Source organism: Bordetella ansorpii, assembly GCF_900078705.1.
GTDB lineage: Bacteria > Pseudomonadota > Gammaproteobacteria > Burkholderiales > Burkholderiaceae_B > Bordetella > Bordetella ansorpii_A.
Genome location: NZ_FKIF01000007.1, coordinates 198745 through 213725, shown reverse-complemented (window position 1 = coordinate 213725; position 14981 = coordinate 198745). Strand labels below are relative to the sequence as shown.

The following is a 14981-nucleotide window of genomic DNA, read 5'->3' as shown; positions in this document are numbered from 1 at the left end:
TTTGGAGCAAACCATGGCTGAAATTACCGCCGCGCTGGTCAAAGAGCTGCGCGAAAAGACCGACGCCCCCATGATGGAGTGCAAGAAGGCCCTGACGGAAGCCGAAGGCGACCTGGCTCGCGCCGAGGAATTGCTGCGCGTCAAGTTGGGTAACAAGGCCAGCAAGGCTGCCTCCCGCGTCACCGCCGAGGGCCTGATCGGCCTGTTCATCAGCGCCGACGCCAAGCAGGGCGCCGTGCTGGAAGTGAACTGCGAGACCGACTTCGTCGCCAAGAACGACGACTTCGTCGCTTTCGTCAACAAGCTGGCCGAACTGGTCGCCACGCAGAACCCGGCCGACGTGGCCGCGCTGTCGGCCCTGCCGTTCGGTGAAGGCACCGTCGACACGACCCGCACCGCCCTGATCGGCAAGATCGGCGAGAACATCTCGATCCGCCGCTTCGAGCGCATCGAGACCCCGAACGCGCTGGCCAGCTACGTGCACGGCGGCCGCATCGGCGTGCTGGTCGAGTACTCGGGCGCCGAGGAAGTCGGCAAGGACCTGGCCATGCACATCGCCGCCACCAAGCCCAAGGCCCTGGATGCCAACGGCGTCGCCGCCGAAGACATCGCCACCGAGCGCTCGGTGGCCGAGCAGAAGGCCGCCGAGTCGGGCAAGCCGGCCGACATCGTCGCCAAGATGGTCGAAGGTTCGGTCCAGAAGTTCCTGAAGGAAGTCACGCTGCTGTCCCAGCCGTTCGTCAAGAACGACAAGCTGAGCGTTGAACAGATGCTCAAGGAAAAGGGCGCTACCATCAGCAAGTTCGTGCTGTACGTGGTGGGCGAGGGCATCGAGAAGAAGACGACCGACTTCGCCGCTGAAGTCGCCGCCGCCGCAGCCGCCCGCTAAGGCTGCCACGGGCCGGTGCCCAGGGACCGCCAGCGCGGTTGCCGGGCCCGGCCCGTTTCTTGTCATACACTTTCGTCGGATCGTTCTTCGGGATATCGCCTATGAGCAGCAGATCTTACAAACGGGTTCTTCTCAAACTTTCCGGCGAAGCGCTGATGGGCGAGGATGCGTTCGGCATCAATCGCGGCACCATCATCCGCATGACCGAGGAGATTGCCGAGGTTGCGGCCTCCGGCGTCGAATTGGCCATCGTCATCGGTGGGGGCAACATCTTCCGCGGCGTCGCGCCCGGTGCGCAGGGCATGGACCGCGCCACCGCCGACTACATGGGCATGATGGCCACCATCATGAATTCCCTGGCCTTGCAGGACGCCTTGAAGCACCGCGGTGTCGATACCCGCGTGCAATCGGCCCTGAACATCGACCAGGTCGTCGAACCCTACATCCGTCCCAAGGCCCTACGCTACCTCGAAGAAGGCAGGGTGGTGATTTTCGCCGCCGGCACGGGCAACCCCTTCTTCACCACCGACACGGCCGCTGCGCTGCGCGGCGCCGAGATCGGCGCCGAGATCGTGCTGAAGGCCACCAAGGTGGACGGCATCTACAGTGCGGACCCCAACAAGGATCCCACCGCCACCCGCTATTCGCGCATCAGTTTCGACGAAGCCATCGTGCGTCGTCTCGAAGTCATGGATGCCACGGCCTTCGCGCTGTGCCGTGACCAGAAACTGCCCATCAAGGTGTTTTCGATCAATAAATCGGGGGCGCTCAAGCGCGCCGTCGGTGGCGAGGACGAAGGCACCCTGGTCCACGTCTAAGTCCAAGAAAGCAAGGAAAAAGACCATGAGCGTCGCAGATACCCGCAAGTCCGCAGAATCCAGGATGACCAAGTCCCTGGAAACCCTGAAGACGAATCTGGCCAAGATCCGTACCGGCCGCGCGCATACCGGCATCCTGGACCACGTCCATGTCGAGTACTACGGCTCGCCGGTGCCCGTGGGCCAGGTGGCCAACGTCAACCTGGTCGACGCGCGCACCATCAGCGTGCAGCCGTACGAGAAGCACATGGCCGGCCCGATCGAGAAGGCCATTCGTGAATCCGACCTGGGCCTGAATCCGGTCGCACTGGGCGACAGCATCCGAGTGCCGATGCCCGCGCTCACCGAGGAACGCCGCCGCGACCTGACCAAGGTGGTCAAGAGCGAAGGCGAGGACGCCAAGGTCGCCGTGCGCAACCTGCGCCGTGAAGCCAACGAAACCCTGAAGAAGCTGGTCAAGGACAAGGCCATCTCCGAGGATGACGAGCGCCGCGGGCAGGACGACGTGCAAAAGCTCACCGACCGCTTCGTGGCCGACATCGACAAGATGGTCGCCCAGAAAGAAGCCGAGATCATGACGGTCTGAGCCTGTCCATTACATGGCCATCAGTTCCACCCAGGCGGTTCCCGAGACCGGTGCGATTCCCGAGCACGTTGCCATCATCATGGATGGCAATGGCCGATGGGCCACGCGCCGTCATCTGCCTCGCACGGCCGGCCACGCCAAGGGCGTGCAGGCGGTGCGCCGCGTGGTGGAGGCCTGCGGGCGCGCCGGGGTGCGTTACCTGACGCTGTTCGCCTTCAGTTCCGAGAACTGGCGGCGTCCGGCGGACGAAGTGTCGCTGCTGATGCGCCTGTTCGTTCAGGCGCTGGAGCGCGAGGTCGACAAGTTGCAGGATCAAGGCGTGCGGCTGCGGGTGGTGGGCGACCTGTCCCCCTTCGAGCCGCGGCTGCGCGAGCTGATCGATGCCGCGCAGGCCCGCACCGCGCACAACGACCGCCTGAATCTTTCCATCGCCGCCAACTATGGCGGGCGTTGGGATGTGCTGCAGGCCACGCGCGCCATGCTGGCCGCCCGTCCCGAGCTGGCGGCCGATCCGCGGCGCATCGAAGAGGCCGAGCTGGCCTCGCATCTGTCGATGTCCTGGGCGCCCGAGCCCGACCTGTTCATCCGCACCGGCGGCGAACAGCGCATCTCCAATTTCCTCATCTGGCAGCTCGCCTATACCGAGCTGTACTTCACCGACTTGTACTGGCCTGATTTCGGCGCCGAGGCGCTGGAAGCGGCCTTCGAGTGGTATCGCACGCGCGAGCGCCGTTTCGGCCGCACCAGCGCCCAGGTGCGCGGCGACGCGCCGCGCTGAAAGGAGTCCCGCCCATGCTAGGCCAGCGCATTCTGACCGCCATCGTGCTGCTGGCCATCCTGGCCGGCGCGCTCGCTTCCGATCAGCCCATGTGGTTCCTGTCGCTGCTGGCCCTGGCCACGGCCTGCGCGGCCTGGGAGTGGCTGCGCCTGACGCTGCCCCAGGAACTGCCGCGCGCCACGGCCCCGGCCACCGGCATCCTGCTGTTCGTGGTCATGCTGGGCACCGCCGGCCTGTGGGTGCAGGGCGGCGATCTCGCCTTGCCCCTGCAGCGCTTCGTGTCGGCCGTTCTCGCGCCGGCATCGGCCCTGGTGTGGCTGGTGTTCGCTGCCGGCGCCGTCGTCAAGGGGCGCGCCGACGCGCCGCCGGGCAACATGGGGTGGTCGCTGTTCGCGCCGCTGGCGCTGCTCACCGGCTGGGCCGTGCTGGCGCTGATGTATCTTGCCTATGGCGGCATGTTCGTCGTGTCCCTGCTGGCGCTGGTTTGGGTGGCCGACATCGCCGCCTATTTCGCGGGCCGCGCGCTGGGCAGGCACAAGCTGGCGCCGCGCGTCAGCCCCGGCAAGACCATCGAGGGCGCGGTCGCCGGCGTGGCGGGCGCGGTCGTCTGGATCCTGCTTTCCGCGTTGTGGCAGGGCACCTTCGGCGCCTTGCTGGTCGAGCGCTGGACCGTCTGGGGCGCCATTCCGCTGGCCGCGCTGCTGGGCATGATCGCCATCATGGGGGATCTGTTCGAGTCCCTGCTCAAGCGCCGGGCCGGCCGCAAGGATTCCAGTTCGCTATTGCCGGGCCACGGCGGCGTCTACGACCGCATCGACGCGATCATTCCCGTCATGCCGGTCGCGCTGCTGCTGTCCGGCGTCATGTCTTGAGACCAGGGCCTTCCCATGATTGACAGGGCCCATGCCTGCCGCAGGCCGCAGAGGTATCAGTGAACGCAATGCAACGCGTGGTCGTGCTTGGCTCGACCGGTTCGATCGGGGTCAGCACCCTGGATGTGATCGCCCGCCATCCCGAGCGGATGGCGGTCTATGCCCTGTCGGCGCACAGCCGCATGGAACAGTTGGCCGAGCAGGCGGCGGCCAGCCGCGCCGCCGTGGTGGTGGTGCCCGACGACGCGGCCCGCGCGCGCTTCCTGGCGGCCTGGAACGGGGCGGGGCAGCCTCCTGAAGTCCGCGTGGGCGCCCAGGCGCTGGCCGACACGGCGGCCGACAGCCGGTGCGACACGGTGATGGCGGCCATCGTGGGCGCCGCCGGCCTGCCCTCCGCGCTGGCCGCGGCCCGGGCCGGCAAGCGCGTGCTGCTGGCCAACAAAGAGGCCCTGGTGGCCGCCGGCCCGCTGTTCATGAATGCGGTGCGCGACAGCGGCGCCGAGCTGCTGCCCATCGACAGCGAGCACAACGCCATCTTCCAATGCCTGCCGCACGGCGCCCGCGCCAGCGCGCCCACCGAGCCCGCGCTCGGCGTGCGGCGTCTGCTGCTGACGGCGTCCGGCGGGCCGTTCCGCCGCGCCGACCCGGCGGACCTGGAATCCGTCACGCCCGAACAGGCCTGCGCCCACCCCAACTGGAGCATGGGCCGCAAGATCTCGGTCGATTCGGCCACCATGCTGAACAAGGGCCTCGAAGTCATCGAGGCGCACTGGCTGTTCGCCATGCCGCCCGACCGTATCGAGGTGGTGGTGCATCCGCAGAGCGTCATCCACTCGATGGTCGAGTACGAGGACGGCTCGGTGCTGGCGCAACTGGGCCAGCCCGACATGCGCACGCCCATCGCGTATGCGCTGGGCTTTCCCGAGCGCATCGCCAGCGGAGTGGGGGGGCTGGACCTGGCCCGGCAGGGGCGGCTGGATTTCGAGGCGCCCGATTTCGACCGCTTTCCCTGTCTGCGCCTGTCCTTCGAGGCGCTGCGCGCCGGCCAGGCGGCCAGCGTCGCGCTGAACGCGGCCAACGAGGTGGCGGTGCAGGCCTTCCTGGAGGGCCGCCTGCCCTACACCTGGATCCCCCGGGTGATCCAGGCGGCCATCGAGTGGCAGGCGGGTCGATCATCTGTTACCCTCGCCAGCTTGGGCGACGTGCTCGCCCTGGATGCCGAAGTCCGCGCCTATGCGGGGAACCTGGGAGTGGTGTAAGGGATCTATGGCAGGTCCCGGCGCCCGCCGGTTTCGAATCCTCGGTCTCGGACACGCCTTCGGAAGCCCGACCATGCTTTTCACGCTGCTTGCCTTCGCCATCGCGCTGGGCGTCCTCATCACCTTCCACGAGTTGGGCCACTATTGGGTGGCGCGGCTGTGCGGCGTGCGCGTGCTGCGCTTCTCCATCGGCTTCGGCAAGGTGCTGCTGCGGCGCGTCGATCGCAATGGCACCGAATGGGCCATTTCCGCCATTCCGCTGGGTGGCTACGTCAAGATGCAGGACGACGCCCCGGTGGGCGCGCCGGCCTCCGAGGTGAAGCAGACCTTCAATGCCCAGCCGGTCGGCCGGCGTTTCGCCATCGTGGCGGCCGGTCCGGTCTTCAATCTCGTGCTGGCCGTCTTCCTGTATGCCTGCCTGAACATCGCCGGCACCCAAGAGCCCGCGCCCATCCTTGCGCAACCGGCGGCCGGCACGGCCGCCGCCCAGGCGGGCGTGCAGGCGGGGGATCGCATCCAGGCGGTCGATGGCAAGCCCGTCGAATCCTGGAACGACGCACGCTGGCACCTGCTGGACGTGCTGTCCTCGGGCGGCCAGGCCATGCTGGACGTGCGCACCGCCGCCGGCGCCGCCCAGCAGCGCACGTTGCAGATCGCGGGTGGCGACATGGATCCCGCTCACGACCCGTTGGCCAACACGGGCCTGGGCCTGGCCCGGCCCAAGCCGGTGGTGGTCGAGGTGTTTGCCGACAGCGTCGGCGAGACCGCCGGCCTGCGCGCGGGCGACCGCATCGTGGGCGCAGGCGACTTGCGCGATCCGGACGCCGGACAGTTGATCGAACAGATCCAGAAGCATCCCGGCCAGCCGCTGGCCCTGGCGGTGGTGCGCGACGGCGCGGCGCTGTCGCTGGCCCTCACGCCCAAGCCCGAGACCGTCGAGGGCCGCACCATCGGCCGCATCGGCGTGCAGGTGGGCGGCGACCTGCCCATGGTCACGGTGCGCTATGGCGTGCTGGAAAGCGTCTGGCGCGGCGCGCAGCGCACCTGGGACACCGCGTTGCTGTCGTTGCGCATGATGGGCCGCATGGTCATGGGCGAGGTCTCGTGGCGCAACGTCAGCGGCCCGGTCACCATCGCCGACTACGCCGGGCAGACGGCCCGTATCGGCCTGGCTGCCTATATCGCCTACATGGCCCTGATCAGCATCAGCCTGGGCGTACTGAACCTCTTGCCCATTCCTATGCTGGATGGCGGCCATCTGCTGTACTATCTCGTCGAATTCGTGCGGGGCCGTCCGCTATCCGATCACTGGATCGATATGGGGCAACGGGCCGGTATCGGATTGCTGGCCTGCCTGATGGGGCTGGCATTGTTCAACGATTTCTCGCGCCTGTTCACCTAGCCGCGAATCGAATAAAATCCACGGCTTTGCCGCGGGGCCGCTCATGGGCGAAAAGGCGACTGGAAACCGTGCTTTCCGGGCGCCTGAGCCGCGGGGGGCGCGTGGGGGCCTTATTTGCTCTACCAAGGATACGCAAGGATGTCTTTTCGCCGGAAGATTCAGTTTGAACAGGGCTGGACGAAACGGGGTTTGACGGCGGGTGGCCTGCGGCCGATAAGCAAGGTGTTCGCGCCGACCTTGCTTGCCGCTGCGTTGCTGGTTCCGTCGATCGCCCAGGCGTTCAACCCCTTCGTGGTCCGTGACATCCGCGTCGAAGGCATCCAGCGTATCGATGCCGGCACCGTTTTCGGCTACCTGCCGGTCAAGGTGGGCGACCGTTTCACCGAGGACGAGGCCACCGAAGCCGTGCGGCGCCTGTACGGCACCGGCTTCTTCAGCGACGTGCAGATCCGCACCGACAACAACGTCGTCGTGATCGCCGTCCAGGAACGCCCGACGATCGCCTCGATCACCTTCTCGGGCATGCGCGAGTTCGACAGCAAGGCGATCACCACGTCGCTGAACCAGGTCGGTTTCGGCGAAGGCCGCATCTTCGACCAGTCGATGCTCGAACGCGCCGAGTACGAACTGAAGGAACAGTACCTGGGCAAGGGCAAGTACGGCGTCGAGGTCACCTCCACCGTCACGCCGCTGCCACGCAACCGCGTGGGCGTCAGCTTCGACGTGTTCGAAGGCGACGTGGCCCGCATCCGCGAAATCCGCGTGGTGGGCAACAAGGCCTTCTCGGAAAGCGACCTGACCGACCTGTTCGACCTGACCACGCCGGGCTGGCTGACCTGGTACACCAACACCGACAAGTATTCCCGCGAAAAGCTCGAGGGCGACGTCGAGCGCCTGCGCTCGTTCTACCTCGACCAGGGCTACCTGGAATTCTCGGTCGAACCCCCGCAGGTCACCATTTCGCCGGACCGCAAGGACATCTTCGTCACCATCACCGTGCACGAAGGCGAGCCCTACAAGGTCCGCAACGTCAAGCTGGCGGGCAACCTGCTGGGCCTGGACAAGGAAATCAACAACCTGGTGCAGGTCAAGCCGGGCGAGGTCTTCTCGGCCGCCCAGGCCAACGCCTCGGCCAAGGCCATCACCGACTACCTGGGCGACCTGGGCTACGCCTTCGCCAACGTCAACCCGAACCCGCAGCTGGACCGCGCCAAGCACGAGGCCGACGTCACGTTCTACGTCGACCCCAGCCGCCGTGTGTACGTGCGCCGCATCCAGGTGGGCGGCAACACGCGCACCCGCGACGAGGTCATCCGCCGCGAAGTGCGCCAGCAGGAATCGGCCTGGTACGACGCGGGCGACATCCGTGTCTCGCGCGACCGCGTCGATCGCCTGGGCTACTTCAACGAAGTCAACGTCAAGACCGATCCCGTGCCCGGCTCTCCCGACCAGGTCGACGTCAACGTCGACGTGAAGGAAAAGCCCACCGGCATGATCAACCTGGGCGTGGGCTACGGCTCGACCGAAAAGGCGATCCTGTCGGCTGGCATCAGCGAGGACAACGTGTTCGGCAGCGGCACCAACCTGACGTTCCAGGTGAACACCAGCTCGATCAACCGCGCCGCCGTGCTGTCGCATACCGATCCGTACTTCACGAAGGACGGCATCAGCCGCACCACGTCGATCTACTACCGCACCACCGAGCCCTGGGACAACAACGACGGCGACTACCGCGTCAAGTCCATGGGCCTGGGCATGAACTTCGGCGTGCCGATCTCGGAATACGACCGCGTCTTCCTGGGCGCCAACCTCGAACGCAACCAGATCGGCCTGTACAGCAACTCGCCCCTGGCCTACAAGAATTTCGTCGACCAGTACGGCGACAAGACCAACTCCGTGATCTTCAACGCGGGCTGGTCGAAAGATACGCGTGACAGCGCGCTGGCGCCGACCAAGGGTTCGTACACGCGCCTGAAGGGGGATTTCGGCACGGTGGACCTGAAGTACTACATGCTGACCGCGCAGCAGCAGTACTACCTGCCCCTGGGCCGGTCGTACACGCTGGCGTTCAACGGCATGGCCGACTACGGCCGCGCCTACGGCGGCAACGACTATCCGATCATCAAGAACGTGTACGCGGGCGGTATCGGCACGGTACGCGGCTACGATGGCGCCTCGCTGGGCCCGCGCGATCCCGAGACCAGCGACTACCTGGGCGGTTCGCGCCGCCTGGTGGGCAACTTGCAGCTCTACCTGCCGTTCCCGGGCGCCTCGCGCGACCGTACGCTGCGCTGGTTCCTGTTCGCCGATGCGGGCCAGGTCTCGTCCAGCAGCGGCGTGGGTTGCTCGGGCGGCAAGCCCGGCGACCTGGTCGAGGATCCGTGCGGCTGGCGCTATTCGACGGGCGTGGGCCTGTCGTGGCAGTCGCCGCTGGGCCCGCTGCAACTGTCCTATGCGCGTCCGCTCAATGCCAAGCCGGGCGACGACAAGCAGAGCTTCCAGTTCCAGATCGGTACGGGGTTCTGATTGCGCGGTTACGCATGAAAACATGGGAAAAACGGCAGCGGCCCGGCGCCGCTGTTGTTTAATGGCACAATATCGTCTTGTCCGCTTTGCTTTACCTCATTCGAAGGTGAGATTTTCATGATGTCTGATTTTGCACTCAAAACCCTGGCTCCCGTCCGCGGCGGCAAACTTGGCATGGCGGTCGCCCTGGCGGGTGCGCTGCTGCTGGGGCCCGTGGCCGCCGGTGCCGCACAGGCTCAAGCCCAAGGCACCAAGATCGGCTTCGTGAATACGGAACGCATCCTGCGCGAGTCGGGCCCGGCCAAGGCTGCCCAGACCAAGATCGAGTCCGAGTTCAAGCGCCGCGACGACGAGCTGCAGCGCATGAGCACGAACCTGCGTGCCCAGGCCGAGAAGTTCGACAAGGACTCTCCCGTCCTGTCCGATTCCGACCGTGTGTCGCGTCAGCGTGAACTGTCCAACCTGGACATGGATCTGCAGCGCAAGCGCCGCGAATTCCAGGAAGACTTCAACCGCCGCCGCAACGAGGAATTCTCGTCCATCGTGACCAAGGCCAACGAGGCCATCAAGCGTATCGCCGAGCAAGAGAACTACGACCTGATCGTCCAGGATGCCGTCACGGTCAATCCGCGCGTCGACATCACCGACAAGGTGATTCAGAGCCTGGGCCGCTGATCCATAGCCATGCCGGTTCTGCTGGACCTCGCTCATGCGCCGACCCTCGATGTCCTGTTGGCCAGCGCCGATACCCAGGGCCTGGACTGGCAGCTAGAAGGCAACGCCGCGGGGAATGACCTTCCCCGTATTCGTGGCATCGGCACCCTGTCGGGCGCCGGTCCCGAAGAAATCAGTTTCCTGTCCAACAAGCGCTACCAGGCGCAGTTGGCGGGCACCCGGGCCGCGGCGGTCATCGTCCCGCCCGCCGCCGTCCAGGCGCTGCGCGCGCAAGACGCCGTGGTGCCCTACGTGCTGGTGGTCTGCGCCAATCCCTATCTGCTGTACGCCCGCCTGGCGCAATGGTTCGAGGCCGCTGGCCGTCCGGACGAGCCCGTCGGCGTGCACCCCACGGCCGTGGTCGCGCCCGACGCCATCCTCGAGGCTGGCGTCAGCGTCGGCCCGCAGTGCGTCGTCGAGTCCGGTGCGCGCATCGGACGCGGCACCGTGCTCGGGCCGGGATGCGTCATCGGCCGTGGCTCGCAGCTCGGACCGGATTGCCGCCTGCATGCCCGCGTCACCCTCTACCACGGCGTGCGCGTGGGCGCGCGCGCCATCATCCATAGCGGCGCCGTGCTGGGCGCCGACGGCTTCGGCTTCGCGCCCGACCCCGCGCTGGGCAAGGGAGCCTGGACCAAGATCTCGCAACTGGGCGGAGTCTGGGTCGGCGACGACGTCGAGATCGGCGCCAACACCACGGTCGACCGGGGCGCGCTGGAAGACACCACGCTCAGCGACGGCGTCAAGCTGGACAACCAGATCATGGTGGCGCACAACGTGCGCATCGGCGCGCATACGGCCATCGCGGCCTGCGTGGGCGTGGCGGGCTCCACCGTCATCGGCCAGCGCTGCACCATCGGCGGCGCCTCGATGCTGTCGGGCCATCTGACGCTGGCCGACGATGTACATATCTCGGGGGGCACCGCCGTCACCTCGAACATCGCCAAACCGGGCCAGTACACGGGCGTGTATCCTTACGCCGAACATGGCCAATGGCAACGCAATGCCGCGGTGATTTCCCAGCTGGGCCAATTGCGCCAGCGGATTCGCGCGTTGGAAAAAGATTCGGCGGCGTAGCCGGCCGTCTCGCGAAGCAGCTTCGCGGGCGCGCCGCGCATGCGCCGTCACCTTCATTGACTGAGCAGGAACGAGAAAGACATGGAACTCGACATCGCGGGGATTATGAACCGGTTGCCGCATCGCTACCCGATGCTGCTGGTCGACCGGGTACTGGAAATGGTGCCGGGCAAGTCCATCGTGGCCATCAAGAACGTCACGATCAACGAACCGTTCTTCACAGGCCATTTCCCGCACCATCCCGTGATGCCGGGCGTGCTGATCATCGAGGCGCTGGCGCAGGCGTCGGCCATCTTCTCGTTCTCGGACGAAGAGGGCGGCCTGAAGTGCGACGGCACCAAGACGGCGTACTATCTGGTGGGCGTCGATGGCGCGCGTTTCCGGCGTCCGGTGGTGCCGGGCGACCAGCTTCGCCTCGAAGTCGAGGCCGAGCGCCTGAGCCGCAGCATCTGCAAGTACCAGGGACGCGCACTGGTCGACGGCCAGCTCGTGGCCGAGGCCAAACTGATGTGCGCCATCCGCAGCCTGGAAGACTAAATGAGCGGAAACATCCATCCCACCGCAGTTGTCGATCCCGCGGCGCGGATCGATCCGACGGTTCGCATCGGCCCGTATTGCGTGGTCGGGCCCGACGTCACCATCGGCGCCGGCACCGAGCTGGGTCCGCATTGCGTGTTCGATGGCGTGACCACGGTGGGCCGCGAGAACCGCTTCTACCGCTTCTGCTCCATCGGCGGCATGCCGCAGGACAAGAAGTACGCCGGTGAGCCCACCCGGCTGGTCATCGGCGACCGCAACACGGTGCGCGAATTCACCACGTTCAACACCGGCACGGTGCAGGACGGCGGCGTCACCACCATCGGCAACGACAACTGGATCATGGCGTACGTGCACATCGCGCACGATTGCCACGTCGGCAACAACACCATCCTGGCCAACTCGGTGCAACTGGGCGGCCACGTGCACGTGGGCGACTGGGCCATCGTGGGCGGCCTGACGGGCGTGCACCAGTTCAGCAAGATCGGTGCGCACAGCATGACGGGCGGCAACAGCTCCCTGATGCAGGATACGCCGCCCTATGTGCTGAGCGCGGGCAATCCGTGCCGTCCGGTGGGCATCAACATCGAGGGCCTGAAGCGCCGCGGCTTCACCCCCGCCGCCATTTCGGCGCTGCGCGATGCCTACAAGTCGATCTACCGCCGTGGCCTGACGCTGGAAAAGGCCTGCGCCGAACTCCGCGCCCGCCAGCAGAGCGAGCCCGAAGTGGCCGATCAGTTGCAGGTCATGCTCGACTTCATCGATGCCTCCACACGGGGCCTGATCCGGCCATGAGGCACACGATCCTCCCCTGGGGCGCGTTTCCCCTCGGGGAGACGGCGGCCGGTGCGCGCCGCGCCCGACTCGACCTTCCCAGCCGCCGCGATGGCGGCTTTTGCTTCATGGGCGCCCTCATGACGGGCGCCGAAGGGACCGCATGACCTCGCAACGCAACGACTCGGGCGGGCCGGTGATCGGCATGGTCGCCGGCGAGCCCTCCGGCGACCTGCTGGCCGGCCGCATCATCGCGGGCCTGCGCCAGCGCGAACCCGGCGCCGCTTTCCAGGGCATCGGCGGCCCGCACATGGCGCAGCAGGGGCTGGCCACCTGGCATCCCATGCATGCGCTGACGGTGTTCGGCTACGTCGATGCGCTCAAGCGGCTGCCCAGCCTGCTGTCCACGTACCGCAACGTGCGCGAGCGCTGGCTGGCCGAGCCGCCGTCGGTGTTCGTCGGCATCGACGCACCCGACTTCAACCTGCGCCTGGAGCGGCAACTGAAGCAGGCGGGCACGCCCACGGTGCATTTCGTCGGCCCGTCCATCTGGGCCTGGCGCTATGAACGCATCCACAAGATCCGCGAATCGGTCTCGCACATGCTGGTGCTGTTTCCGTTCGAGGAAGAGATCTACCGCAAGGAGCGCGTGCCGGTCACGTACGTCGGCCATCCGCTGGCGGGCGCCATTCCCATGCAGCCGGACCGACTGGCCGCGCGCCAGCGCCTGGGCATCGATCCCCAGGCCCGTGTGCTGGCCATCCTGCCCGGCAGCCGCGGGTCCGAGATCCGCCTGATGGGCCCGCGCTTCCTGCTGGCGGCGCAGGGGCTGCTGCGGCGAGATCCGGCGCTGCAATGCATCGTGCCCATGGTCAATGAACAGCGCCGCGCCGAGTTCGAGGCCCTGCTGGCGCAGCATCCCGTGCCGGGACTGCGTTGCGTGATGGCCGAGGCGCCCGCCGAAGGCCAGGCCGCGCAGCCCATCGCCTGGTCGGCCATGGAGGCCGCCAATGCCGTGCTGGTGACCAGCGGCACCGCCACCCTGGAGACGGCGCTGTACAAGCGGCCCATGGTCATTTCGTACGTGTTGTCGCCCTGGATGCGGCGCATCATGTCGTGGAAGTCCGGCCAGCAGCGCCCCTATCTGCCCTGGGTGGGCTTGCCCAACGTGTTGTTGCGCGATTTCGCGGTGCCCGAGCTGCTGCAGGACGACGCCACGCCGCACGCGCTCGAGGCCGCCACCTGGTCGGCCCTGACGGACGACGCCCAGGCCGCGCGAATCGAAGCCCGCTTCACCGCCTTGCACCAGGAACTGCTGCGCGATACGCCGGCCCTGGCGGCGCAGGCCATACTCGAGGTGGCGCATGGCGCAAGTTGAGCTTTTCTCCGGTCTGGCCCTGCCCACCGTCATCGCCGGCGTGGACGAGGCCGGGCGCGGCCCGCTGGCCGGCGCGGTCTATGCAGCGGCGGTCGTCCTGGATCCGGCCCGCCTGATCGGCGGCCTGGCCGACTCGAAAGTGCTGGCGGCCGAGCGCCGGGAAACCCTGGCCGAGGAAATCAAGGCGAATTCGCTGGCTTGGTGCGTCGCCTTCGCCACGGTCCAGGAGATCGATTCGATGAACATCCTGCGCGCCACGCTGCTGGCCATGCAACGGGCGGTGCAGGGACTGGCGACGGCGCCACAGCTGGCGCTGATCGACGGCAACCAGGCGCCCAGGCTGTCGTGCGCGGTGCAGACGGTCATCAAGGGCGACGCCACGGTGCCGGCCATCTCGGCCGCCTCCATTCTTGCCAAGACGGCGCGCGACGCCGACCTGCTGCGCCTGCACACGCTGTATCCCGAATACGGTTTCGACCGCCACAAGGGCTATGGCACGAAGCAGCACATGGACGTGCTGCGGCGCTTCGGCCCGTGTCCCGAACATCGCCGCAGTTTCGCGCCCATCAAGGCATTCGACCTTCCGTCATGCGCCATCTGACTTCGCGAGACAATCCGGTCGTCAAGACGCTGCGCAAGCTGGCCGCGGGGACGGGCCGGCGCGGCGAATGGGTGCTGCTGGACGGCGTGCATCTGTGCCAGGCCTGGCTCGATCATCACGGTGAACCCGAGCAGGCGGTCTTCGACGCCGAACGCCTGGACCGCCCCGAATTGCGCGCGCTGGCCGCCAGGGTGTCCGAGTCCCGCTGCCATGGGCTGGACAGCCGCGTGCTGCGCGACATCGCCAGCGTGGAAAGCGGGCAGGGCGTGGTCTTCGCGGTGCGGCCGCCCGAGCCGCAATTGCCCGCGCGCATCGACGAAAGCTGCGTGCTGTTCGACCGCATCCAGGACCCGGGCAACGTCGGCACGCTGCTGCGCACCTGCGCGGCCGCCGGCGTGACGCGGGTGTTGCTGGCCACCGGCACCGCGGCCGCCTGGTCGTCGAAGGTGCTGCGCAGCGGGCAGGGTGCCCATTTCGCGATGCAGATCCACGAACACGTGGATCTCGCGGCCCTTTTGCCGCGGCTGTCGGTGCCGCTCATCGCCACGGCGCTGGACGGTTCCCAGGATCTGTACGACGCGGACCTGCCCGAACGCTGCGCCTGGGTGTTCGGCCATGAGGGCCAGGGGGTGGCCGGCGAACTGCTGGAGGCGGCGGCGTTGCGGGTGCGCATTGCGCACGAGGCAGGCGCGGTCGAGTCGCTGAACGTGGGGGCCGCGGCCGCCATCTGCCTGTTCGAGCAGCGCCGGCGCTTCAGGCGCGCCGGCTAG

15 protein-coding genes are annotated in these 14981 nt (G+C 67.3%); all 15 read left to right on the top strand.

Annotated elements, in window-relative coordinates:
• Positions 1 to 13: 13 nt before the first annotated feature.
• Positions 14 to 889: a translation elongation factor Ts gene (tsf, locus tag A6745_RS16675; RefSeq protein WP_066129493.1), complete on the top strand. Its 876-nt coding sequence runs from the start codon at positions 14 to 16 to the stop codon at positions 887 to 889.
• A gap of 101 nt (positions 890 to 990) precedes the next feature.
• Complete coding sequence (gene pyrH, locus A6745_RS16670; protein ID WP_066129488.1) at positions 991 to 1707, top strand: UMP kinase; 717 nt, start codon at positions 991 to 993, stop codon at positions 1705 to 1707.
• A 25-nt stretch (positions 1708 to 1732) separates the two neighbouring features.
• On the top strand, positions 1733 to 2293 hold the full coding sequence (frr, locus tag A6745_RS16665) for a ribosome recycling factor (protein ID WP_066129485.1): 561 nt from the start codon (positions 1733 to 1735) through the stop codon (positions 2291 to 2293).
• A gap of 13 nt (positions 2294 to 2306) precedes the next feature.
• Positions 2307 to 3071: a polyprenyl diphosphate synthase gene (gene uppS / locus A6745_RS16660; RefSeq protein WP_066129482.1), complete on the top strand. Its 765-nt coding sequence runs from the start codon at positions 2307 to 2309 to the stop codon at positions 3069 to 3071.
• 14 nt (positions 3072 to 3085) lie between these two features.
• Positions 3086 to 3943 carry a phosphatidate cytidylyltransferase gene (locus tag A6745_RS16655; protein ID WP_066129480.1) on the top strand — a complete coding sequence of 286 codons (858 nt, stop codon included), beginning with the start codon at positions 3086 to 3088 and terminating at the stop codon, positions 3941 to 3943.
• Between the two features lie 59 nt (positions 3944 to 4002).
• Entirely contained in the window at positions 4003 to 5202 is a 1200-nt protein-coding gene (locus tag A6745_RS16650; RefSeq protein WP_156513431.1) for a 1-deoxy-D-xylulose-5-phosphate reductoisomerase, read from the top strand.
• Positions 5203 to 5275: 73 nt separating this feature from the next.
• A complete protein-coding gene (gene rseP, locus A6745_RS16645; RefSeq protein WP_066129475.1) occupies positions 5276 to 6604 on the top strand; it encodes an RIP metalloprotease RseP in 1329 nt (442 codons plus the stop codon).
• Positions 6605 to 6742: 138 nt separating this feature from the next.
• On the top strand, positions 6743 to 9130 hold the full coding sequence (gene bamA / locus A6745_RS16640) for an outer membrane protein assembly factor BamA (RefSeq protein WP_082853117.1): 2388 nt from the start codon (positions 6743 to 6745) through the stop codon (positions 9128 to 9130).
• A gap of 117 nt (positions 9131 to 9247) precedes the next feature.
• Positions 9248 to 9805, top strand: coding sequence for an OmpH family outer membrane protein (locus A6745_RS16635; protein ID WP_066129472.1), 558 nt, complete (start codon positions 9248 to 9250; stop codon positions 9803 to 9805).
• Between the two features lie 9 nt (positions 9806 to 9814).
• Complete coding sequence (lpxD, locus tag A6745_RS16630) at positions 9815 to 10921, top strand: UDP-3-O-(3-hydroxymyristoyl)glucosamine N-acyltransferase (RefSeq protein WP_066129469.1); 1107 nt, start codon at positions 9815 to 9817, stop codon at positions 10919 to 10921.
• An 81-nt stretch (positions 10922 to 11002) separates the two neighbouring features.
• Positions 11003 to 11458, top strand: a complete 456-nt coding sequence (gene fabZ / locus A6745_RS16625; protein WP_066129466.1) for a 3-hydroxyacyl-ACP dehydratase FabZ — start codon at positions 11003 to 11005, stop codon at positions 11456 to 11458.
• The gene (gene lpxA / locus A6745_RS16620; protein WP_066129463.1) at positions 11459 to 12253 is read left to right on the top strand and encodes an acyl-ACP--UDP-N-acetylglucosamine O-acyltransferase; all 795 of its coding nucleotides are present in this window, start codon (positions 11459 to 11461) and stop codon (positions 12251 to 12253) included. It begins immediately after the preceding gene.
• A 142-nt stretch (positions 12254 to 12395) separates the two neighbouring features.
• Positions 12396 to 13610, top strand: a complete 1215-nt coding sequence (gene lpxB / locus A6745_RS16615; protein WP_066129460.1) for a lipid-A-disaccharide synthase — start codon at positions 12396 to 12398, stop codon at positions 13608 to 13610.
• The gene (rnhB, locus tag A6745_RS16610) at positions 13597 to 14211 is read left to right on the top strand and encodes a ribonuclease HII (protein ID WP_066129456.1); all 615 of its coding nucleotides are present in this window, start codon (positions 13597 to 13599) and stop codon (positions 14209 to 14211) included. Before lpxB ends, rnhB begins: the two co-directional genes overlap by 14 nt.
• Entirely contained in the window at positions 14199 to 14981 is a 783-nt protein-coding gene (locus A6745_RS16605; protein ID WP_066129454.1) for a TrmH family RNA methyltransferase, read from the top strand. Before rnhB ends, A6745_RS16605 begins: the two co-directional genes overlap by 13 nt.